22 protein-coding genes are annotated in these 20450 nt (G+C 63.2%); 11 read left to right on the top strand and 11 right to left on the bottom strand.

The genetic code is table 11. The features are described 5' to 3' along the window. Positions 1-59: 59 nt before the first annotated feature. On the bottom strand, positions 60-974 hold the full coding sequence (locus EJ076_RS28555) for a LysR family transcriptional regulator (RefSeq protein WP_126070126.1): 915 nt from the start codon (positions 972-974) through the stop codon (positions 60-62). Between the two features lie 126 nt (positions 975-1100). On the opposite strand from EJ076_RS28555, the gene EJ076_RS28550 reads away from it, so the two are divergent. Then, positions 1101-2123, top strand: a complete 1023-nt coding sequence (locus EJ076_RS28550) for an NAD(P)-dependent alcohol dehydrogenase (protein WP_126070125.1) — start codon at positions 1101-1103, stop codon at positions 2121-2123. Between the two features lie 13 nt (positions 2124-2136). Here the strand turns inward: EJ076_RS28550 and EJ076_RS28545 are convergent, their stop codons facing one another. Continuing rightward, positions 2137-2844 (bottom strand): LssY C-terminal domain-containing protein, encoded by a 708-nt coding sequence (locus EJ076_RS28545; protein ID WP_126070124.1) that lies wholly within the window; start codon positions 2842-2844, stop codon positions 2137-2139. Positions 2845-2957: 113 nt separating this feature from the next. Here EJ076_RS28545 and EJ076_RS28540 point away from each other — a divergent pair, with 113 nt between their 5' ends. Further along, positions 2958-3677, top strand: coding sequence for a gamma-glutamylcyclotransferase (locus tag EJ076_RS28540; RefSeq protein ID WP_109659891.1), 720 nt, complete (start codon positions 2958-2960; stop codon positions 3675-3677). Positions 3678-3683: 6 nt separating this feature from the next. On the opposite strand, the gene EJ076_RS28535 is transcribed toward EJ076_RS28540, so the two are convergent. From EJ076_RS28535 to EJ076_RS28525, 3 genes are all read right to left on the bottom strand, one after another. Beyond that, positions 3684-4487 carry an extensin family protein gene (locus EJ076_RS28535; protein ID WP_126070123.1) on the bottom strand — a complete coding sequence of 268 codons (804 nt, stop codon included), beginning with the start codon at positions 4485-4487 and terminating at the stop codon, positions 3684-3686. A gap of 117 nt (positions 4488-4604) precedes the next feature. Then, complete coding sequence (locus tag EJ076_RS28530) at positions 4605-5492, bottom strand: extensin family protein (protein ID WP_245462905.1); 888 nt, start codon at positions 5490-5492, stop codon at positions 4605-4607. A 375-nt stretch (positions 5493-5867) separates the two neighbouring features. Further along, positions 5868-6293: a DUF3775 domain-containing protein gene (locus EJ076_RS28525; RefSeq protein ID WP_109659897.1), complete on the bottom strand. Its 426-nt coding sequence runs from the start codon at positions 6291-6293 to the stop codon at positions 5868-5870. A 183-nt stretch (positions 6294-6476) separates the two neighbouring features. Between EJ076_RS28525 and EJ076_RS28520 the strand changes: the two genes are divergently transcribed. The 3 genes from EJ076_RS28520 to EJ076_RS28510 all read left to right on the top strand — a co-directional run bounded on the left by EJ076_RS28520 (position 6477) and on the right by EJ076_RS28510 (position 9017). Then, on the top strand, positions 6477-7019 hold the full coding sequence (locus EJ076_RS28520; RefSeq protein WP_126070121.1) for a tetratricopeptide repeat protein: 543 nt from the start codon (positions 6477-6479) through the stop codon (positions 7017-7019). A 273-nt stretch (positions 7020-7292) separates the two neighbouring features. Further along, positions 7293-7766: a transcription elongation factor GreA gene (gene greA / locus EJ076_RS28515; protein WP_027039333.1), complete on the top strand. Its 474-nt coding sequence runs from the start codon at positions 7293-7295 to the stop codon at positions 7764-7766. Positions 7767-7946: 180 nt separating this feature from the next. Beyond that, the gene (locus EJ076_RS28510) at positions 7947-9017 is read left to right on the top strand and encodes an ISAs1 family transposase (RefSeq protein WP_281036370.1); all 1071 of its coding nucleotides are present in this window, start codon (positions 7947-7949) and stop codon (positions 9015-9017) included. A 158-nt stretch (positions 9018-9175) separates the two neighbouring features. Here EJ076_RS28510 and waaC read toward each other — a convergent pair whose 3' ends face one another. Genes waaC through rfaD form a run of 3 tightly spaced genes read right to left on the bottom strand, consistent with a single transcriptional unit; the run spans position 9176 to position 12092 of the window. Beyond that, the gene (gene waaC / locus EJ076_RS28505) at positions 9176-10165 is read right to left on the bottom strand and encodes a lipopolysaccharide heptosyltransferase I (protein WP_126070120.1); all 990 of its coding nucleotides are present in this window, start codon (positions 10163-10165) and stop codon (positions 9176-9178) included. Continuing rightward, positions 10162-11169, bottom strand: a complete 1008-nt coding sequence (gene waaF / locus EJ076_RS28500; RefSeq protein WP_126070119.1) for a lipopolysaccharide heptosyltransferase II — start codon at positions 11167-11169, stop codon at positions 10162-10164. Before waaF ends, waaC begins: the two co-directional genes overlap by 4 nt. Then, positions 11142-12092, bottom strand: a complete 951-nt coding sequence (gene rfaD, locus EJ076_RS28495; protein ID WP_126070118.1) for an ADP-glyceromanno-heptose 6-epimerase — start codon at positions 12090-12092, stop codon at positions 11142-11144. Before rfaD ends, waaF begins: the two co-directional genes overlap by 28 nt. A gap of 164 nt (positions 12093-12256) precedes the next feature. Between rfaD and EJ076_RS28490 the strand changes: the two genes are divergently transcribed. The 4 genes from EJ076_RS28490 (at position 12257) to EJ076_RS28475 (ending at position 15771) form a co-directional block, all read left to right on the top strand. Continuing rightward, positions 12257-12889, top strand: a complete 633-nt coding sequence (locus EJ076_RS28490) for a LysE family translocator (RefSeq protein WP_126070117.1) — start codon at positions 12257-12259, stop codon at positions 12887-12889. A 156-nt stretch (positions 12890-13045) separates the two neighbouring features. Continuing rightward, the gene (gene rfaE1, locus EJ076_RS28485) at positions 13046-14539 is read left to right on the top strand and encodes a D-glycero-beta-D-manno-heptose-7-phosphate kinase (protein ID WP_126070116.1); all 1494 of its coding nucleotides are present in this window, start codon (positions 13046-13048) and stop codon (positions 14537-14539) included. A 7-nt stretch (positions 14540-14546) separates the two neighbouring features. Beyond that, the gene (locus tag EJ076_RS28480; protein ID WP_109659909.1) at positions 14547-15119 is read left to right on the top strand and encodes an SIS domain-containing protein; all 573 of its coding nucleotides are present in this window, start codon (positions 14547-14549) and stop codon (positions 15117-15119) included. Next, a complete protein-coding gene (locus EJ076_RS28475) occupies positions 15112-15771 on the top strand; it encodes an HAD family hydrolase (protein WP_126070115.1) in 660 nt (219 codons plus the stop codon). Before EJ076_RS28480 ends, EJ076_RS28475 begins: the two co-directional genes overlap by 8 nt. Before the next feature lie 4 nt (positions 15772-15775). Here the strand turns inward: EJ076_RS28475 and EJ076_RS28470 are convergent, their stop codons facing one another. Together EJ076_RS28470 and EJ076_RS28465 are read right to left on the bottom strand one after the other, a co-directional pair. Then, entirely contained in the window at positions 15776-16570 is a 795-nt protein-coding gene (locus EJ076_RS28470; protein ID WP_109659913.1) for a glycosyltransferase family 2 protein, read from the bottom strand. A gap of 265 nt (positions 16571-16835) precedes the next feature. Continuing rightward, the gene (locus EJ076_RS28465) at positions 16836-17315 is read right to left on the bottom strand and encodes an Lrp/AsnC family transcriptional regulator (protein WP_057144879.1); all 480 of its coding nucleotides are present in this window, start codon (positions 17313-17315) and stop codon (positions 16836-16838) included. Between the two features lie 250 nt (positions 17316-17565). On the opposite strand from EJ076_RS28465, the gene trxB reads away from it, so the two are divergent. Further along, on the top strand, positions 17566-18540 hold the full coding sequence (gene trxB / locus EJ076_RS28460; protein WP_109659915.1) for a thioredoxin-disulfide reductase: 975 nt from the start codon (positions 17566-17568) through the stop codon (positions 18538-18540). A 79-nt stretch (positions 18541-18619) separates the two neighbouring features. Further along, positions 18620-19516, top strand: coding sequence for a LysR family transcriptional regulator (locus EJ076_RS28455; RefSeq protein ID WP_109659917.1), 897 nt, complete (start codon positions 18620-18622; stop codon positions 19514-19516). Positions 19517-19535: 19 nt separating this feature from the next. Here the strand turns inward: EJ076_RS28455 and EJ076_RS28450 are convergent, their stop codons facing one another. After that, entirely contained in the window at positions 19536-20033 is a 498-nt protein-coding gene (locus tag EJ076_RS28450; RefSeq protein ID WP_126070114.1) for an isoprenylcysteine carboxylmethyltransferase family protein, read from the bottom strand. Between the last annotated feature and the right edge of the window lie 417 nt (positions 20034-20450).

Genomic DNA, 20450 nt, shown 5'->3' with positions numbered 1-20450 from the left:
TGCCGCGCGGTCTTCGAAAATAGTCCGGCGTGTTTTTTGAGAAATGACAGGTATTTCGCTCACGCGGCATCCCAGGGCGGCGCCGAAAAATGTTCGACGAGAGCGTCGACGACAACCCGCACCTTTGGCGTGAGCGTGCGCGTCACCGGCCAGACGGCATGCACGACGATGTTCTCGACCAGGCAGTCCGACAGCACCATTTCGAGATCGCCGCTTTTGAGGCTGTCGGCGGCCAGCCATGTCGGCAGGAAGGTGATGCCGCAGCCGGCAAGCGCCGCATCCAGCATCGGCTCGCCATGGCCGAGGACGAGCCGCGCCCTGGGCACGAAGGTTGCCAGATGGCCGTCGGCATGCCTGATGACCCAGGGACGGACGACACCCTCGCGGCCATAGCCGATGACGCTGTGATCGGCGAGATCCTCGACCGACTGCGGCCGGCCATGCCTGTCGAGATAGGCAGGAGCAGCACAAATGGCCGAGCGCTGGGCGTAGAGGCGCCTGGCCGCAAGCGACAGGCTGTCGTCGAGTTCGCCCATGCGGATCGCCAGGTCGATGCCCTCCTCGATCAGGTCGACGCGGCGGTCGTTGAAGGAGATTTCCACCGTCAGGTCCGGAAACTTCCTCGAGATCTCGAACAGCACGGGGGCGACGCAGCGGCGGCCGAAGGCCAGCGGCACGTCGATCCGAAGCCGGCCGGACGGGACCTGCCGGCGCGAGGCGAGCAACGACTGTGCGGCTTCGATCTCGGCCAGGGCCCGGACGCAGGCTTCATAGTAGCTGACGCCTTCGCTGGTCGGGCTGAGGCTGCGGGTGGTGCGGTTCAGCAAGCGAACGCCGAGCCTCTGTTCCAGCTGCGCGATCGATTTGCCGATCGCCGACTTCGTCACATGCAGCCGCTCGCCGGCGCCCGTGAAGCTGCCAGCCTCGACCGATTGGACGAATGCGACGATGCCTTGCAGGTCGGCCGTTTCCATGATGATTTCCTATTGTCGACTTGTAGTCCGCAATTAGTCTCCAAATATGCCGCACAGAAGCACTATTTTCCATAGTCGGAAGGCATAAATGTCTCGCGTGGCATCACTCACGGAGCGCGAGACGACATGAGCACCCAAACCAACAGATCCTGGCAGATGAGCGGCTTCGGCCTGTCGAAGCTAAGCCAGGTGGAAGGCAAGGTTCCCCAGCCAGGGCCGCACGATTTGCTGGTGCGGACCAAGGCCGTATCGCTCAACTACAAGGACAAGATGATCGTCGACGGCGTGCTGATCCCGGATCTCGCCTTTCCCTTCGTGCCGACATCCGACGCGGTGGGTGAAGTGGTCGCCATCGGCAGCGCGGTCAGGCGCTTTCGGGTCGGGCAACGCGTGCTCGGCCAGGTGATCGCCGACTGGCCGGATGGCGACGCGCCTCCGGTGCTGCACAAGCACACGTTGGGATCGTCGCTGTCGGGCATGCTTTCCGATCATGTCGTCTTCGGCGAGGAGGCCGCAGTGCTGGCGCCGCCGTCGCTCAGCGATATCGAGGCCGCGACGCTGCCGATCGCAGCGCTGACGGCTTGGTTCGCCATGGCCGAGGCGACCAGACCCGTAGCGGGCCAGACCATTCTGATCCAGGGCACCGGTGGCGTGTCGCTGTTTGCGCTGCAGTTCGCCTCGGCGTTTGGCCTGCGCGCCATCGTCACCTCAAGCAGCGATGAGAAGCTTGAGCGGGCAAGAAAACTCGGCGCCTGGCAAGGGATCAACTACCGCACGCAACCGGCATGGGACGAGGCCGCGCGTGAGCTGACGAATGGGCTGGGCGTGAACCACGTGCTGGAAATGGTCGGCGGCGACAATGCGCGGCGATCGCTGAACGCGCTGGCCGCCGATGGCCGGCTGTCGATCATCGGCCTGCTGGGCGCGATGGAGCTCAGCTTCCCGATCATGCCCTTCATGCGCAACCGCATCACCGTGCAGGGCCTGTCGGTCGGCCATCGCCGCGCCTTCGAGCGTATGAATCAGGCGATCGAGGCGCTGGCGATCAAACCGGTCATTGACAAGGTCTTTGGCTTCGACGAGGTGCCGCAGGCCTTGCAGCATCTGGAGAAAGGGCCGTTCGGCAAGATCGTGATCACCACAACCTGACCTTTGCGATGTGTCAGGGCAACGGCTTCAACAGACCGACAATCGCCTCGCCGTCGGTGACATAGGGATCGCCGCCGCCATTGCGCCCGGTGGCTGTCGCGCCAATGCCTGCAAGGTCGCTGGTCGAGATCAACGTGCCGGCTGTCGCCAGATCGCGCATCAGAAAATCGCGCTCGGCGTCGATGTCGGGGCCGATATGGTGGGTGACGGCGCCGGTGTCGTGGCTGAGGCCGACGCCGCGGTCGAAGCTGGCCGAGCCCAGCCACAGCGGCCGGCCATCATCGCCGGCAGCATTGGTCTGCCAGAAGCGGACATGATGCCGGCGGTCGGCGCTGGGGCCCTCCGGCTTTTCGAAGGCGAGATCCTGGGCGCGGCCGTCGAACAGCAGCCGGCTGACCGGCGCATCGGGGTAGGGGTGGTCGAACAACACGCTTTCGCCGATTTCGATCGCGGTCTTCAAGGTCACGGCGTCGGCGGTGTCCCAGCCGGCAACGGCGAAGGCATGGACCACCTCCTTCTGCGTGCCGACCAGGCCGACATTGATAGGGTCACCGGGAATGCCTTGCGGCGTATGCGTCACCATCTCGAAGCGCTGCGTGCGAAAACCGCGATCGTGAAACGTCCAGAATTCCGGTGCGGCGAAATAGGCCAGCGCCAGATAGGCCGCGCAGAGCGCCACCAGCCAGGTCAATGCGCGTCGTCGCAGGTTTCGTTGGCTCATGAATGCGGCTCGATCCGTGCGGTATCTGTTGCCTGACGGACCCTGGAAATCAATGGTCAGCAGCGCGCAGCCGTTCTATCGTCCGCCATCGTTTTTGCATGGGGTGAGCAGGAATGGAGTGGAAGCCGGTGGGTCGCAGCTCGATGGCATTGACCGCTGACCTTGTCGCAAGGGTCGAGCGTATCGAACCGGATCCGGGTCCCGAGCCCGGAACAACCGAGCATACAGACGCGGAGTTCGATAGTCTTGTCGAGCAACTCCTGTCGGAACATCGGCCTGAAGCGCTGTGGGTTTTTGCCTATGGGTCGTTGATCTGGAACCCCGAATTCGCCCATGTCGAGCAGCGCCCGGCCACGGCGCCGGGATGGCACCGCTCGTTCTGCCTGAAGCTGACCCGCTGGCGCGGAACCCGCGATTTGCCGGCCTTGATGCTGGCCCTCGATCGAGGCGGCAGCTGCAACGGCATCGTCTATCGGCTGCCTGCGGAAGACCATTTCGGGCAACTTGGCCAGTTGATGCGCCGCGAGATCGATGCCAACCCGCCAACCAACGTGCCATGCTGGATCAAGGTCAAGACCAAGGACGGGCCGCTGCGTGCCTTGGCCTTCGTCGCCGCGCCAGACGGCAGGGCCTATGCCGGCCGGTTGCCATTGGAGCAGGTTGCCGACACGCTGGCGCGGGCTGCCGGTCATTGGGGCTCGTCGGCGCAGTACCTATTCCGAACCGTCAGCAAACTGGAGGAGAGCGGGATTCGCGACCAGAATCTCTGGCGCATCCAGGATCTGGTGGCACGACAAATCATCGCTTCCACAGGTGGCGCCCAGCGCACCTGATCTTTCCTAGCGGCAGGCGCGATAACCGTTCTTGCGGTTCTTGATGTCGAAATGGAAATGGTTGCGGTGGTCGTAATTGTAGCCGGGGCCGAGCACGGTGGTGAAATACTGGCAGCCATCGGCGCGCACATTGTTGAGGAAGCCGCGGGTGCGGAAGGCGAACAGGCCGGGCTTGCGCACATCGATATCGTCGCCATTGTTGAGCTCGATGCTCATGACGTCGAGCGCATTGCCCTTGCCGTGCTCCGACAAGACACCTTCGCCGGCGATGTTGCGGCAGGAATAGCTGGAGCCCTGATGGATGGTCTTCACGCCGGAGAAATAGCGCCAGCGGGCCGAGGGAACGAGTTCGTTCCTGGTCCAGCCGGCAAAGGTGGCGGCCATGTCGCAGGTCAGCGTCGCGGCGGGCTTCATCTGGATGTTGCCGATGGCCGAGACCTTGACCGGATAATCGATGCCGCACTGGCCTTCATGGATCGGCGCCAGGTCGGTGAAGGCAACATCGAGGCGCTTCAATTGCTGCCGACAGTCGATCTCGCTGGCCGGCATCTGCTCGACCGGCGACATCGGCTCGTCCATGCGCGGATAGGCGGCCTGGGTCATGTAGGGATTGGAGGGAACAAGCTTCTGCATGCCGGTATATTGCGGCACGGCTGCAGTCTGGGAGCCGACGTCGACGGCCGGTTCAAGCGACAGCACGCTGCCGGTGTTGCAGGCGGAAACCGCCACGAGGGCAAGGCCGGCGGCAAGCCCACCGACTGCCATGCGCATGCGTCTCGATTGCCGTACGGCGGCAAATATCCCGGCCATTCGCGGAATCCCTGTCCCTAGATCTCCGGCATTTTAACGATCAAGGGTAAAGGAAAACTCAGTGCCCGCGTTCATGCCTGCGGCCGAATTGCGGCACGCGGCCCCGGCCAACCATCTTCACTGGCAGAACGTCCCGCCGTGCCGGCGCGGTTCGAGATCAAGATGGAAATGCAAGGAATGATCGGCGTCGGCGCCTGGGCCGAGCACGGTGTTGAAGGGTCCGCAGGCGGCCTTGCGCACGGCGTTGAGGAATTTGCCGTCCTTCTCGGGCGGCGCAGGGCCGACCTCGATCTTCTTGCCATCCGATAGCGTGAAACTGGCGATGTCGAGCGCGTTGCCGAAGGCGTGCTCCGACAGTTTCCGGGTGCCATGACGTGGCCGGCAGACAAAGGCCGATGCCTGGCTGATCGATTTCAGGTCTGCGCCGAATTCGACTTTCGCCGCCGGCTGGATCACATCGGCGGCAAAACGGGCCGCCGCCTCGGCCATCGGGCAGTTGAGTTCGGTGCCGGGGGCAATCGCGATCGACTTGCCGAGTGTCTTCAACACCAGGGGATAGGGGATCGAGCAGCCGATTTCCGGATCGCTTTCCGCCTTGTGCTCCTCGAATTCGACGCCGAGCGCCTTCAGCCGTTCGCGGCAAGCGACTTCCCCGGCGGGCATCTTGCTATCGGGGAGATCGGCCGAGCGCGGATCGGGCAGCATCTTCTCGTCGCCTGCTTCGGCCGGCTTTTGCTGCGGCGCAACGGCCGGCGGCTCATCCTCGGGTTCTGCGATGTCCGGCTTTTGTGTCGGAATCGGCGCGACCGCTGGTGGTTTCGGCTCGCTTTCCGTATCGGTTGAGGGTTCGTGTGCCGACGGCTCGGGAAGTGCCTGCTTCTTCTGGTGGGATTCTTCTTCACCGATACGGGCGGGCTCTCGGGCGGTGTTCGGAGCTTCCGTTTTCTGCTCCTCGGTCTTTGCAGCGTCGGCCTTTGGAGCGTCGGCCGGTCGTGGCTCGGGCAACGGAATACCAGGCTCTGGTGCCGGGACACCGGATCCGGGTATCGGGATACCAGCTGGCGAGGACGGCAAATCCTGCGGTTTCTGCCGTGCCTGGTTCGGCGTGACATGCCGTTTGCCCCGCGGTTTCAGGCGCTGCCCGCCCCGCGGTTTGAGGGGCTGGTCGGCTCGCGGTGTCAGAGGCTGCTCCATCCGCGGCGTTAGCGGCTTGTGATGCCGATGGCGATGTCTGGCCTCGGCCGGCATCACCAGCAAAGCCGTGACGGCCATGAGCAATGCGATCCTGCATGTTCGGGAAAAGACAATCGACCCCATGGCCCTCAACGGCGCCGAGGCAAGGAGGTTGCCTTGGCCGCATCACGAACGGTAACCACGTCGTTACGCGCCGATCGCTTCCAGCCCTTCCTCCAGCCAGTCGGCGAGCAGCGGCATGCCAAGCAGGTATTTTGCGGTGCGCTTGTTGGCGCGTTCGCGCGCCGCGGCAAGCGCGTCCGCCCATTCGGCGGCGTCGTAGTCGCCGCGGCCGACCCAGGCCAGCGCGATCAGTTCGGCTGCTTCATCGACATTGAGGTCGTTAATCAACTCGCGCAGCTCTTCTTCGGTAAGGTTCTCGGAGCTTTCCTCGGCAAGGCCATCATGGTGATGGTTGACATGGGACTCGCCGTCGAGCTCGACCTCGTGCTCCGAGCCATCGGCATAGTCTTCGTTGACGGCGGCACTCAGCGCCTTGGCCTTGAGGATGAACAGACGCACGGTGTCGGGACCGATCGAAAGCTCCCAGTCCTTTTCAAGCCGCTGCTGCACGAGCAGTCTCCCAAGTGCCGAAATCCTGGCAAGTGCCGAAATCCTGGCAAGTGCCGAAATCCTGGCCGATGATAACGGATTTGCAGCATCCGTCACCTGATGTTCTCCCGCACGCATTTTTCCGGGATGAAATGGCGGGCGCTTGGCGTTAGTGTTGCATTCTCACCCCTCAAGGAGGCTTCGATGCATAAAAGAATGCTGATCCAGGCGGCGACTGCCCTTGTCGCGCTGCAGTTCCTTGCCGTTCCTGTATTTGCCGCGGGCAGTGGCAGTGGCGGTGGCAGCGATCAGACCGTCACCCAGTGCAAGAAGGGCGAAGTCTGGGACAAGAAGAAGAAAAAGTGCGTCGCGCCCCAGGAAGGCATGCTCGACGACGACAGCATCTATGATGCGGGCCACGCGCTGGCGATGGCCGGGCGCTACGACGAGGCGATTGCCGTGCTCAGCCTCGCCGCCAACAAGCAGGATCCGCGCATCCTCAACTATCTCGGCTATTCGCATCGCCATTCCGGCCGCGTCACCGTCGGCCTCGGCTATTACGAGGAAGCGCTGCGCATCGATCCCAACTATACGCTGGTGCGCGAATATCTCGGCGAAGCGCATCTGCAGATCGGCGATCTGGCCGGCGCCCAGCAGCAGTTGATGGAGATCGAGAAGCGGACCGGCAAGGGTTCGCGCGAATACGGCATGCTGTCCGAGCAGATCGACCATTTCATGAGGAGCTGAAAAGACACCAGGGTTCTTCGGAGCGGCCGCGAGCGATCGCGGCCGCTTTTTTGTTACCCCTCGGACTTATTAGCCGCTCTCGACTGATGAAAGCGGGGATGATTTTTGCAAAACCGATTTTTGGACGTGAAAAACCCGCGAAGATTGCTATATTCAGGGAAATTGCGGTGAAACGGTTCCGTTAGCCCGAGGCTGCCGGACCGTTTTCTTTTTGTACCCATCGACAAGGCTTTCCCCGAAACGCGGGGGTGGCAGCAGGAAAGGTCAGGCATCATGAACAAGGTCCCGATGACAGGCGAGGGGTTCGCGTCATTGAAGGAAGAACTGCGTTGGCGCCAGCAGGAAGAGCGGCCGCGCATCATCGAGGCGATCTCCGAAGCGCGCTCGCATGGCGACCTGTCCGAAAATGCCGAGTATCATGCCGCCAAAGAGTCGCAGAGCCTCAATGAGGGCCGCGTCAACGAGCTTGAAGATTATATCGCGCGCGCCGAGGTGATCGACGTGAGCAAGCTCAGCGGCGACAAGATCAAGTTCGGCGCCACCGTGGTGCTGGTCGACGAGGACACCGAGGAGAAGAAGACCTACCGGATCGTCGGCGACCAGGAAGCGGACGTGAAGTCCGGCCGCATCTCGATCTCCTCGCCGATCGCGCGTGCGCTCATAGGCAAGGAAGTCGGCGACGCCATCGAAGTCAACGCGCCGGGCGGTGCCAGGGGGTATGAGATCGTCCAGGTGCAATTTATTTAGGTCGAAAGCCCGGCTATTAAGCCTTTAGCCGGGCTATTTGTTTCAATCACAAACGCCGCGCCGCCCCTCATCTGGCTGCCGCCATCTTCTCCCCGTGAACGGCAGGGGAATCGCATATGGCGATTTTGCGCTTGAAGTTGGTTTGAGAAGGGATTCTTTGGGAAGGCAGTCCACCGAGGAGTGACTGCGATTTCCAGCCTTGAGAGCTATTTCGGCGCGGTCCCTGATCCGCGCGCTGCCAACGCCACGCACCGGCTTGGCGACTTGATCGTGATGATGATCGCAGCGAGCCTATGTGGCGCGACCAGCGCGACGGAGTTTTCGTTGTTCGCGCAAGAACGCAAACAGGCGCTGTCGCGCTTGATCGACTATGAGGAGGCACCCAGCCACGACACCTTCTCGCGGCTGTTGCGCCTGCTCGATCCGGAGGCCTTCGGACGTGCGTTCGCCGCCTTTGCCGCAGGCTTTGCGCAGGCACGCCAGGGTGTGGTCGCGCTTGATGGCAAGGCGCTGCGACGGGCCTATGAGAAAGGCCTTGCGGCCAGCCCACCCCTGACGGTGTCAGCCTTTGCCAGCCAGACGCGACTGTGTCTGGCGGCGGCTACGCCCGGCGATGGAGACAATGAGGTCGAGGCTGCCCTCAAAGTCGTCGAACTCATTGATCTTACTGGCCGATTGGTCACAGCTGATGCACTCCATTGCCACACGCGCATGGCTCAGGCCATCATTCGGCGCGGCGGCGACTATCTGCTCGCGCTCAAGGGAAACCGCCGGCATTGGTTGGCTCGGGCCAAACAACATATGGCCCAGACCACTCCCGCCGTCACTGAGCAGACCGAGACCAACCATGGCCGCATCGAATGGCGGCAGGCAGAGGTCGTGGCGGCGCCTGAGCCGCTGATGCCTGGGCACAAGGCCCTCATCCGCATCACCAGCCGGCGCGATCAGGCCGAGCCGCTGACGCGCCTGTTCATGGCCTCAACGCTGCTGTCGCCGCAGCAGGCGATCGACCTCACCAGAGCCCATTGGCAGATCGAGAACGCACTGCACTGGATGCTTGACGTTCATCTGCACGAGGACCTCAGCCGTGCCCGCAAGGACAATGCCCCCGCCAACACCGCCCTCATCAACCGCATCGCCAGAAATATCCTTCAGGCCGCCGACATCGACAAAGTCCCCATTAGCCACCGCATCAAGAAATGCGCTTGGAATGACGACTATCTCATCCAGGCAATCGCTCATATGCGATAGCCCTGCCGTGAACGGGGAGAAGGACGCCCTTTATTGATGATTCCGGCAATTCTCAGCGTTGCAAAGAAGGTGCCGGCGTTGCCGCCAGCTTCTTTCCCGTTCACGGGGAGAAATGCCCAGCAGGGCAATGAGGGACAGCGCCAGCCTCCCGATTGAATTCAATTCTTACCAGCATTGGGCCTGCCAAGGACCTGAAGTCCCGCCAGCCTCTCTGCTTCCGCCACCGCCTCCGCCGGCGCAACGCGCTCCCCAGGCGCGGCCAAAAGCGTCGATGCATAGGGCCCGCGCGGGCCGGTCAAACCCGGCTCGGTCGCCAGGAACACCGCAACCGTCGGCAGGCCGAAAGCGCTGGCAAGGTGGGTCAGCCCGGTGTCGGCGCCGATGACCAGCGTCGAGCGGCCGATGAATGCGGCGATCTCGGCCAGCGGCGATTTCGGCACCACGACCGTTGACGGAGCGGCCCCCGCAATCGCTTCGGCCACGGTTTTCTCACGCTCGTTCGACCATGTGGTGACCGGCGTCATTCCCCGCTCAACCAGCAGGCGGGCGGCTTCGATCCAGTCCTGGACGGGCCATTTCTTGTCTTCGCGGCTGGTGCCGTGCAGCAGGAAGGCGGTTTTACCGGGGATGTTGGCCAGATTGCCGGCCGGCGGCACAATGCCGGAGTCCAGCGTCGAAAGATCGGGCTGATAGCCGAGCGCCAGGCCGAAAAGCCGCCGCGTCCGCTCGATGGCGTGCAGGTTGCGCGGCACGGCATAGGTGACATCGTAGAACAGCGTCGCTGAGGGTTCGCGCGCGCTGGAGCGGTCGAAGCCGGCAATGGGTGCGCCCGCCTGTCTTGCCACCAGAGCCGATTTCAGCAGGCCTTGCGCGTCGATAACCAGGTCGTAGCGGCAATCGCGCAAGGTGCGACGCAAGGCGGCCGCCTCGCGCCAGGTACCGCCATCGAGCAGCGCCTTGCGCCAGCGCCGGATCGCCACCGTGTGGATCCTGTCGATTGCCGGGTGAAGCGCCACGATGCCGGCGAATGCTTCTTCGACGCACCAGTCGAAGGTTATGTCCGGCCGCTGGCGGCGGGCATCCTCGACAGCGGGAAAGGTGTGGATGACATCGCCCATCGAGGATGTCTTGACGATCAGCACCTTCATGCCGCGGCCGGGATTTCCAGCAGGCGGTCCGCTGCCGCCGCGACCTGGCCGACTTCAAGCGTCTTCAGGCAGTTGAGGTGGCCGAGCGGGCAGACCTTCTGGTGGCATGGCGAGCACGACAGGCCAAGCCAGACCAGTTCCCGGTGCTCGGCCAGCGGCGGCGTGTTCTCGGGCGAGGTCGAGCCATAGACGGCTACGATCGGCGTGCCGACGGCGGCCGCGACATGCATCAGCCCGCTGTCGTTGGACACCGCCAGCCTGGCGGCTGATATCAGGTCGATGGCGTCCTCCAGCCGCGTCTGCCCGGCGAGGTCGACGAGGCCAGGGGCAAGGGCGGCGATTTCCGCCGTCACGTCGCGGTCGTTCTTCGAACCGAACAGTGCGACTTTCAAACCTTTGCCCATGAAATCGCGGGCAAGACCGGCATAGCTTTCGCTCGGCCAGCGCTTGGCGGGGCCGAATTCGGCGCCGGGCATCAGTGCCACGAATTTCTGCGGCGCCAGCCCGAAGCGGTCGAGCAGCGCGACCTGGTTTTTCGTGTCCACGCTCAGCCGGGGCGCCCGGAAGCTGCCGCCCTGGGCGAGGCCGAAATAGGCCTGCGCGGTGCGTCGTTTGACGCTGTCGGGCAGCCGTACGATGTCGGTCAACAGGCCGTAGCGCATTTCCCTGAGATTGCCGACACGGCGCGGAATGCGGGCAAAGAACGGGATCAGCGCCGATTTCCAGCTGCCCGGCAGGATATAGGCCATGTCGTAGCGGCCGCGCAGCAGGCGGCCGAAGCGGCGGCGATGGGTGAATTCGAGCGCGCCGGGTTTGAGCGGAAAGTCGATCTGCTGGCGGATTTCGGGCATGCGCTTGACCAGCGGCGCGGCCCAGGCCGGCGCCAGCACATCGATGGCGGCGTTGGGATGCATCTCCTTCAGCGCCGAAAACAGGCACTGCGCCATCACCATGTCGCCCACCCAGCGTGGGCCGATCACGAGGATCGTTGGGCTTTCAGCCATTCGACATAGTCTCTGACACCGGTTTCTACTGTCCGGAATTGGCCATTGTAACCGGCCGCGCGCAAACGGGACATATCAGCTTGCGTAAAGCTCTGGTAGCTGCCCTTGAGATGGTCGGGGAAGGTGATGAACTCGATTTCGCCCTTGCCCAGCGTGTCGATCACCGTTTCGGCGATGGCGCGGAAGGGCTGGGCGCGGCCGGTGCCGCAATTGAAGATGCCGCTTGAGCCCCGCTTCCACAGCCACAGATTGACGTCGGCGACGTCGCCGACATGGATGAAATCGCGGCTCTGTTCGCCCGGTCCGAAGCCATCGTAAGCGCCGAACAGTTTGGGATTTTCGCCGCGTTCGACCTGGTTGAACAGATGGAAGGCGACCGAGGCCATGGCGCCCTTGTGCCCTTCGCGCGGGCCATAGACGTTGAAATAGCGCAGGCCCGCGACCTGCGAATGATCGGTGTCGAAGACGGTGCGCCTGACATAATCGTCGAACAGCTTCTTGGAATAGGCGTAGACGTTGAGCGGCCGCTCGAGCGCGGGATCCTCGCGAAACTCGGCGCCGCCGCCATAGACGGAAGCCGAGGAGGCGTAGAGGAAGGGCACACGCAGCGCCTGGCAGGCATGCAGCAGCCGCTTCGAGAAGGCATAATTCACCTCCATCATGAACTTGCCGTTCCACTCGGTGGTGGTCGAGCAGGCGCCCTGGTGGAAGACGGCCTCGATACGGCCGAGCGAGCCGGCCTCCATGCGGGGCAGGAAATCGTCCTTGTCGAGATAGTCGGCGATCTGCAAGTCGGCGAGATTGGCGATCTTGTGGCCATCGGTGAGGTCGTCGACGACGAAGATGTCGTCATGCCCTTCGGCATTCAGTGCGGCGACGATGTTGGAGCCGATCATGCCGGCGCCGCCCGTGACGATGATCATGTGGTTGGCCCTGATACGCGTTTCACTTGCCGATTCCGGCCCTTATAAGGGAGGCAGGGTGGGCTGTCGATAAAGCAGGCAACGGAGCGGATGTCACAGTGGCGCCGCAAAGCTTCCGCTTCAGTCGGTTTGTGCCGCTCGGCATGATCGTGAGGGACAAAGAAATGCCGTCGACCGAACTGCTGCTGGCGTTTTTCGCCACCACGGCGATCTTCGCCTACATTCCCGGCCCGGCGATGCTCTACGCCGCCGCGCAGACGATGGCGCGCGGCCGTTGGTCCGGCCTGACGGCGGCGCTGGGCATTCATCTGGGCGGCTATGTGCATGTCTTCGCCGCCGCCGCCGGCCTGTCGGTGCTATTTCACGCCGTGCCGACGCTGTACATGGCGGTCAAGCTGATTGGCGCGCTCTATCTGATCTGGCTCGGCGTCTCGCTGTTTCGCAAGCGCGCGGAGGGTGACACGGCGCTGCCCGCGATCGAGCGGAAATCGGCACGACGTGCCTTTTTCGAGAGCATCACCGTCGAGGTGCTCAATCCGAAAACGGCGATCTTCTTCATGGCATTCCTGCCGCAGTTCATCGATGCCGCGGCGGCATTTCCGGTCTGGCTGCAGTTCGTCGTGCTGGGCACAACAGTCAATCTGATGTTCTCCTCGGCCGATGTCGTCTGCGTGTTCCTGGCGGGCGCCGTGATCGGCCGTTTGCGGCGTTCGAGCCGCGCACAGCGGCTTATGCAGCGGGCCGGCGGCGCGGTGCTGGTTGGGCTGGGTGTCCATGTCGCCTTGCAGAAGAGCTGACCGCCCGGGCCTCGCGGTCATGCCCTGCCGTTGCACTGCATGGATTTGCGGTATATCGGCTTTGCCATGAACGATCTGGGCCATGAACGATCCGGCCTGTCTGATGATGATGACCAGCAAGATTGAAATCGGCCTTTTCCATGCGTTGCCAGTGACATGATCAAGCACAATCCGCCTTCTCCCGAACCCCTGCACCGCGCCATTGCGCGGTTCGGCCAGGCCACCGTGCTGGTGGTCGGCGACTTCATCCTCGACCGTTTCGTCAACGGCGTTATCGAGCGGATCTCGCCGGAAGCGCCGATCCCGGTGCTGCACGGGCGCGGCGAGACCGCGACGATGGGCGGCGCCGGCAATGTCGTGGCCAACATCGTTTCGCTCGGTGCCACCGCTGTTCCTGTCTCGGTCATCGGCACCGATGTGGCGGGCGACAGCCTGGTGCGGATGCTCGGCGAGCTTGGCGTCGACACGGCTGGCCTGGCGCAGGAGCGCGGCCGCATGACCTCGTCGAAGAGCCGCTTCAGCGCGCTCAACCAGCAGGTGCTTCGCTTCGACGAGGAGGAAATCAAGCCGCTCGGTGCTGCGGAGCGCGCCGGCCTGATCCGGCATTTCCGCGATGCACTGCCGCGCGCCGACATCGTCATCCTGTCCGACTACGGCAAGGGCATCCTGCTCGATGGCGTCGCCGCCGATCTGATCGCCATCTGCCGAGAGGCGGGAAAACCGGTACTGGTCGACCCGAAGGGCCGCGACTATGTGCGCTATGCCAGGGCGACCGCCATCACCCCCAACCGCAAGGAACTTGGCGAGGCCGTCGGCCATGCGGTGTTCGCCGATGACGAGATTGTGGCCGCGGCACGCCAGCTGATTTCGGCGCACGGTTTCGACTTCGTCGTCGCGACGCGCAGCGAAAAGGGCATGAGCGTGGTCGGCCCGACCGAGGCACGCCACATCGCTACCCAGGCGCGCGAAGTGTTCGACGTCTCGGGCGCCGGCGACACGGTGATCGCGAGCTTTGCGCTGGCATTGGCCGTAGGCGCCGATACCGTCATGGCGGCCTCGATCGCCAATGCGGCTGGCGGCGTCGTGGTGGGCAAGCGCGGCACCGCGCGGCTGACGGTCGAGGAACTCACCGGCGCGCTGTTCCGCTCGCATGGACCGACCGCCCACAAGGACGCCATCCTCGATGCCGCATCGGCCGCGCGCATGGTCGCGGCGTGGAAGGAAGAAGGCTTGAGCGTCGGCTTCACCAATGGCTGCTTCGACATCTTGCATGCCGGCCATGTCAGCCTGTTGCACGCAGCGCGCAGCCAGTGCGACCGGCTGGTGCTCGGCCTCAATAGCGATGCCTCGGTGCGGCGCCTGAAGGGCGCCGGCCGTCCGGTCAACGACCAGCACGACCGCGCCTGCGTGCTGGCGGCGCTCGCCTCGGTCGATGCGGTCGTGGTGTTCGAGGAAGATACGCCGCTGGCGCTGATCGAAGCGCTGCTGCCCGACATACTGGTCAAGGGCGCCGATTACACCGTCGACACCGTGGTCGGCGCCGATGTGGTGCAGAAAGCCGGCGGCCGCGTCGTGCTGGTCGATCTTGTCGCCGGCAAGAGCACCACCAACACAATCGGCAAATTGCGCGCTGGCGGCACGACAAACTGAGGGTTTCATGTCCGACTTGAACGATTACCTGGTCCGCTCGGCGGCTGCCATATCAGCCACGGTCGAGCGCGACCTGACCAGCGAGATGGAGCGGGCGGCGAGCGCCGTCGTATCGGCGCTTTCGTCGGGGAAAGCCTTGCTGATCTGCGGCAATGGCGGCTCGGCCAGCGACGCCATCCACATTGCCGGCGAACTGGTCGGCCGTTTCCTGAAGGAGCGCAAGGCCTACAACGTCATCGCGCTGCCGGCCAATGCCGCCGTGCTGACGGCCTGGGGCAACGACTATGGCTTCGACACGGTGTTTTCGCGCCAGGTCGAGGCGCATGGCGCGGCCGGCGGTGTGCTTCTGGCAATCTCGACCAGCGGCAATTCGCCGAGCATCCTCGCCGCCGCCGAACAGGCGCGGATGATGGACATGACGGTGATCAGCCTGACCGGCGACACCGGCGGCAAGCTGAAGCCTTTGTCCGACATTCTGCTCAACGTGCCGTCGACCTCGACGCCGATCATCCAGCAGGGGCATCTGTGCCTCTATCATTATCTGTGCGAGGTGGTCGAAGCGCGCCTCAGCAATGGCTGATTCCACGACGTCCGGCCCCTATCCGCTGGCGGAGCCCGGCCTATGGGTCGAGCGGGTCGGCCGGACGGTGTTTCCCGCCGGTATGCCGGCGCTGTTCCTCGACCGCGACGGCACCATCAATATCGATACCGGTTATCCCGACGATCCAGCCGAAATGGTGCTCCGCGCGGATATCGCCGCAGCGATCGCCGCCGCCAACCGCGCCGGCATTCCCGTCATCATCGTCACCAACCAGTCGGGCATCGCGCGCGGCTATTACGGCTGGGGCGATTTCGCTGCCGTCAATGGCCGCGTGCTGGAATTGCTAGGTGGCGAGGGCGCATTCGTCGACATGGTGCTGGCCTGCGCCTATCACGAAGCGGGCTCCGGCCCACTTGCGGTCGCAGATCATCCGATGCGCAAGCCCAATCCGGGCATGCTGCTGGAGGCGGCCAAACGCCTCGGGCTCGATCTGCGGCGTTCGCTGATCGTCGGCGACAAGAAGGCGGACATGGAGGCGGGACAGCGTGCCGGCCTCTCGCAGGGCTGGCTGGTCGACGGGCAAGCGGCAGTTCAATCGGGCTTCACGGTCGGGCCCTGGCGCGACCGCGAGGATTTCAACGGCCTGCTCGCCGCAATAGCGGGACTTGGTGCCGTGTCAGGCGAGCGGTGACGGCTCACGCCGGATCGTTGTCTCGCCAGGCTTCATAAAGCTTGGCCTCGGTGGCGAACGAATACACCATCACCATCATCGAATAGACGAAGCCGTGCCGGCCGCACAGGAAGTAGCGCTTGGCCAGGTAGAATTTCAGGAAGTTGCCGAGCGGCGACAGCACCAGCTTTACCAAGCCTGGCTTCTTGCCTCGTTCGACCAGCGTGGCAACCTTGAGGCTGGAGTAGGTGTTGGCCCTGGCCAAGTCCTCTGCGATGCTCATTTCGCGGCGGTGCAGCAGCACGCCATTTTCAATCGTGCCGGTTTCGCCCGGCACCTCGAACGATTCATGGACCCGCAAGTTGAGGTCCATGGTGGCCTTGTCTCGGCGGAAGAGACGCAGCAGCCTGTTGTGCAGCACCCAGCGGTGCGCATAGCCATAGCCTTTCAGCTTGTCGCGGCGCCTTATGTACCATCCGTCGAAGCCGACATTGCGAGGCTGCGTCACGTCCATGATCGACTGCCTGAGCAGGTCGTCGATGGCCTCATCGGCTTCAATCGAAAGGCACCATGGCTGCGTGGCCTGATCGAGGGCGAATTGCCGCTGACGGGGAAAACCCGGCCAGTCGTTGTGAAACAGCCTGATCGGGTAGCCCTTGGCGATGAACTCCTGGACGACGTCCAGGGTGCTGTCCGTCGAGCCTGAATCGACGACGATGATCTCGGCGCAGAAGTCGACGCTTTCCAGGCACTGGCCGATCATGTCGGCTTCGTTCATGCAGATGACCAGCGCCGAAACCGGGCTAGCAAATCGAGTCATGGTCCCACCCTACGGCACACTGTTCTCGGAATTGCGCTGCTTTGCGCCATCTGTTTTTACGCAATCCCCAAGCGCTAAGCGCTTTTCCCAGGAAAACCGTTACACACTTTTTCTGGAATTGCTTTAGGAAACCAACAGGGCGGGCCACGGCAGAACGATCCGGCTTTCTACACGACAGCCTATCGAATGCCAAAGCGGCCCTGATATGGCGAAGCCCGCAACCCGCATCTGCCACGCCCGATGTGGCGCTGGCGTTCAAACCGACTCAGGGCTGTGCAAACGAGACCAGCCCTTCATCCTTGACCCGGCGGATGGTGAGTGCGGTGCGCACCGTGTCGACATTGGGGGTTGAAGTCAGCTCCTCGATGACGAAGGTCTGGAAGGCGCCGAGGTCGCTTGCCACGCAATGCAGCAGGAAATCGGATTCGCCCGACACCATCCAGGCGTCGCGTACGATCGGCCAGCCGCGGGTGCGTTCGGCAAAGGTGCGCAACTCGGCGTCGGCCTGGTGATGCAGGCCGATCAAGCAGAAGGCGACGACATCGAGGCCGAGCGCCGGTGCATTGAGCAAAGCGCGGTAGCCGCGGATGATGCCGGCTTCCTCCAGCCGCTTGACGCGGCGCAGGCATGGTGGCGCAGAAATACCGACGCGGTTCGACAGTTCGACATTGGTCATGCGGCCGTCGCCCTGCAGTTCGCGCAGGATCTTCCAGTCGATGGCGTCGAGGTCGGCCTTGAGCGGCATGAGGGCTCTCGAGAAGTCAGGGGCAACACGCAAGAATCTTGCGTGATTTTGTAATTAAACGACTTCGCTGTCCATTCCATCCCTCGCCCGGAATATTTCGCAGGATCAAGCGGGCAACAGGGTGCGACAAAGCTTTCCGGGGACGAACGCCAACTTGCCTTGCTGGTGTCGTGGGCAACACTTACATTACGCGCGATACAGACCGAGTTTTCCATGCCGCAATTGCCGGCGCCCTCCGCAGAGGCTTTAGATGACCACCAAGCACGCGCCCGTTCTCATCATCGGTTCCGGCCCGGCCGGCTATACGGCAGCGGTCTACGCCGCCCGCGCCATGCTGAAGCCGATGCTGGTTGCCGGGCTGCAGCAGGGCGGCCAATTGATGATCACCACCGATGTCGAGAATTATCCCGGCTTCGCCGATCCGATCCAGGGTCCGTGGCTGATGGAGCAGATGCTCAAGCAGGCCGAGCATGTCGGCACCGACATCATCAACGATATCATCACCGAGGTCGACCTCAATGTGCGGCCGTTCCGTGCCAAGGGTGATTCCGGCACCACCTACACCGCCGACGCGCTGATCATCGCCACCGGCGCGCAAGCGAAATGGCTGGGCATTCCGACCGAACAGACCTTCATGGGCTTCGGTGTCTCGGCCTGCGCCACATGCGACGGTTTCTTCTATCGCGGCAAGGATGTCGCGGTCATCGGCGGCGGCAATTCAGCGGTGGAAGAGGCGCTCTATCTGTCGAACCTCGCCAGGAGCGTTACTGTCATTCACAGGCGCAACGATTTCCGTGCCGAACGCATCCTGCGCGAGCGGCTCTTGAAGAAGGACAATGTCCGCGTCATCTGGGACACGATCGTCGACGAGATCACCGGCCGTCCCGGCAAGACGCCGCTGCCGCCTTCGGTCGAGGGCCTGAAGCTGCGCAACGCGGTGACCGGCGAGGAAACGCATCTGAAGATCGACGGCGTGTTCGTGGCCATCGGCCACGCGCCGGCGGTCGAACTGTTCGCCGGCAAGCTGAAGCAGAAGCCGAACGGCTATCTGTGGACGGCGCCGGATTCGACCCGCACCGACGTGCCTGGCGTGTTCGCGGCCGGCGATGTGACCGACGACATCTACCGCCAGGCAGTGACGGCGGCAGGGCTCGGCTGCATGGCCGCACTTGAGGCGGAGAAATATCTGGCCGGCATCGAAGTGCACCGCGAAGCGGCCGAGTAGAGAGTTCAGAGAGCGGCTTAGAAACGCCGTGTAAAAGCCTGATTTTTCATTCAGACGCCAAAACAGAACGAGGGGTATCATGGCGTTGGACTGGGACAAGCTACGCGTGTTTCACGCTGCGGCGGAGGCGGGGTCTTTTACCCATGCGGCCGAGACATTGCATCTGTCGCAATCGGCGATCTCGCGGCAGGTCAGCGCACTCGAGCATGATGTCGGCGTGCCGCTCTTCAACCGCCACGCCCGCGGGCTGGTGCTAACCGAGCAGGGCGAAATGCTGTTCCGCACGGCGCATGACGTGCTGATGAAGCTCGAGACCATCAAGTCACGACTGACCGAGACCAAGGACCGCCCGTCGGGCGTGCTTCGGGTGACGACGACGGTGGGCTTGGGCGCCGGCTGGCTGACCGAGCGGGTGCAGGAATTCATCGAGCTCTATCCCGAAATCAGCCTGCAGCTGATCCTCGCCAACGAGGAACTCGACCTCACCATGCGCCAGGCCGATTGCGCCATCCGGCTGCGCCAGCCGCAGCAACCGGACCTGATCCAGCGCCGCCTGTTCACCGTGCATTTCCACCTCTACGCGGCGCCATCCTATGTCGCCAAGCACGGCAAGCCGGCTTCCGTCGCCGAGCTGAAGAGCCATCGCATCGTCACTTTCGGCGTGCCGGTGCCCTCGCATCTGTCGGAGCTGAACTGGCTTGAAACGGTCGGCGATTTCGACGGCGGACAAAGGGTGCCGACGCTGCAGATCAACGACATCTTGTCGATCAAGCGTGCGGTGCAGGGCGGTGCCGGCATCGCCATGCTTCCCGACTATGTGATCAGCAAGGACTCCGACCTGGTGCAATTGCTGCCGGAGACCGAAGTGCCGTCCTTCGACACCTATTTCGCCTATCCCGACGCGATGAAGAACCAGGCCAAGCTGCACGTGTTCCGCGATTTCATCATTGCCAAGGCGCGCAGCTGGTCCTTCTGATTTTCTCGCTGTTCTGAAGTTAATCCCGCCAGGGCGTCAGGCGAGGCAGCCAGCCGGGCACGTTGCGGCGGTAGGTCTCGTATTCGACGCCGTAGCGGTGGGCCAATGTCGGCTCTTCGTAGAACCGCACGAAGGAGCCCATGGCAATCGCGCCGATGACGACATAGGCGACCAGCGTCCAGCTCGAGAACAGCAGCGCCTGGCCGAGGATGATCGACAGCACGGCGACATACATCGGGTTGCGGACATGGCGGTAGATGCCGCCGATCACCAGCCTCTCAGTCGGGGCGACCGGAGCGGGCGTGCCGAGGCCCTCAAGCGCAAAGCGGCCGAAGGCATGCAGGAGTGCTGCGATCGCGGCGACGATCAGGAGCCCGCCAACAGGCACAAAGCCCGGCAGGCTTGACCAAGGCAAGCCCCAGCGGTCTGTCAACAGCCAGGGCACCAGCCCGGCAACCACGCAGGGTGCCGCAATGAAGAACGCCGCACTGCCCGCGATCGCCGAAAACGTCCGCATTGGCTGCTTCCTCCCCGATTGCCTTAGAAATGAACGCCTGCTGCCCGCTTCCACATCATCACGCAGTTTTGGCAATTTGGGGCAAAAACCGGCGGGGATTCGCGATTCTCTAGTGACAACTGCCCGGTTCAGCGCTCCATTTGGGCGATTCTGCTGGTCCTATTGGCTCCTGGAATGGGTTAGACCACAGCCTGCGTCTTTTTGCATGCGTGTGTTGCAAAATAGATGCTTGTTTCTTGGGCATGATGAGCACATATATAGATCATCTCCTGGGCGCGTTCTCCTCCCATTAGCGCCCTAGAGTGTTCCCCTCTGGAGGTTAGCCTTAACAGGCACTTCCAATCAAACTCAGCCGGATCTTCGTTGATCCGGCTTTTTTGTTGCCTGTGCCCTGCTGGGTTGACCAAAAAATCCATC

Source organism: Mesorhizobium sp. M7D.F.Ca.US.005.01.1.1 (genome assembly GCF_003952545.1).
Taxonomy (GTDB): domain Bacteria; phylum Pseudomonadota; class Alphaproteobacteria; order Rhizobiales; family Rhizobiaceae; genus Mesorhizobium; species Mesorhizobium loti.
Note: the sequence above shows the minus strand (reverse complement) of the source record. Positions and strands in the feature narration are given on the sequence as shown.

Excerpts from the sequence above, each read along its gene's own strand:
- EJ076_RS28555 (WP_126070126.1), bottom strand. The coding sequence starts at position 974 with ATGGAAACGGCCGACCTGCAAGGCATCGTCGCATTCGTCCAATCGGTC.
- EJ076_RS28550 (WP_126070125.1), top strand. The coding sequence starts at position 1,101 with ATGAGCACCCAAACCAACAGATCCTGGCAGATGAGCGGCTTCGGCCTG.
- EJ076_RS28545 (WP_126070124.1), bottom strand. The coding sequence starts at position 2,844 with ATGAGCCAACGAAACCTGCGACGACGCGCATTGACCTGGCTGGTGGCG.
- EJ076_RS28540 (WP_109659891.1), top strand. The coding sequence starts at position 2,958 with ATGGAGTGGAAGCCGGTGGGTCGCAGCTCGATGGCATTGACCGCTGAC.
- EJ076_RS28535 (WP_126070123.1), bottom strand. The coding sequence starts at position 4,487 with ATGGCCGGGATATTTGCCGCCGTACGGCAATCGAGACGCATGCGCATG.
- EJ076_RS28520 (WP_126070121.1), top strand. The coding sequence starts at position 6,477 with ATGCATAAAAGAATGCTGATCCAGGCGGCGACTGCCCTTGTCGCGCTG.
- greA (WP_027039333.1), top strand. The coding sequence starts at position 7,293 with ATGAACAAGGTCCCGATGACAGGCGAGGGGTTCGCGTCATTGAAGGAA.
- waaC (WP_126070120.1), bottom strand. The coding sequence starts at position 10,165 with ATGAAGGTGCTGATCGTCAAGACATCCTCGATGGGCGATGTCATCCAC.
- waaF (WP_126070119.1), bottom strand. The coding sequence starts at position 11,169 with ATGGCTGAAAGCCCAACGATCCTCGTGATCGGCCCACGCTGGGTGGGC.
- rfaD (WP_126070118.1), bottom strand. The coding sequence starts at position 12,092 with ATGATCATCGTCACGGGCGGCGCCGGCATGATCGGCTCCAACATCGTC.
- EJ076_RS28490 (WP_126070117.1), top strand. The coding sequence starts at position 12,257 with ATGCCGTCGACCGAACTGCTGCTGGCGTTTTTCGCCACCACGGCGATC.
- rfaE1 (WP_126070116.1), top strand. The coding sequence starts at position 13,046 with ATGATCAAGCACAATCCGCCTTCTCCCGAACCCCTGCACCGCGCCATT.
- EJ076_RS28480 (WP_109659909.1), top strand. The coding sequence starts at position 14,547 with ATGTCCGACTTGAACGATTACCTGGTCCGCTCGGCGGCTGCCATATCA.
- EJ076_RS28475 (WP_126070115.1), top strand. The coding sequence starts at position 15,112 with ATGGCTGATTCCACGACGTCCGGCCCCTATCCGCTGGCGGAGCCCGGC.
- EJ076_RS28470 (WP_109659913.1), bottom strand. The coding sequence starts at position 16,570 with ATGACTCGATTTGCTAGCCCGGTTTCGGCGCTGGTCATCTGCATGAAC.
- EJ076_RS28465 (WP_057144879.1), bottom strand. The coding sequence starts at position 17,315 with ATGCCGCTCAAGGCCGACCTCGACGCCATCGACTGGAAGATCCTGCGC.
- trxB (WP_109659915.1), top strand. The coding sequence starts at position 17,566 with ATGACCACCAAGCACGCGCCCGTTCTCATCATCGGTTCCGGCCCGGCC.
- EJ076_RS28455 (WP_109659917.1), top strand. The coding sequence starts at position 18,620 with ATGGCGTTGGACTGGGACAAGCTACGCGTGTTTCACGCTGCGGCGGAG.
- EJ076_RS28450 (WP_126070114.1), bottom strand. The coding sequence starts at position 20,033 with ATGCGGACGTTTTCGGCGATCGCGGGCAGTGCGGCGTTCTTCATTGCG.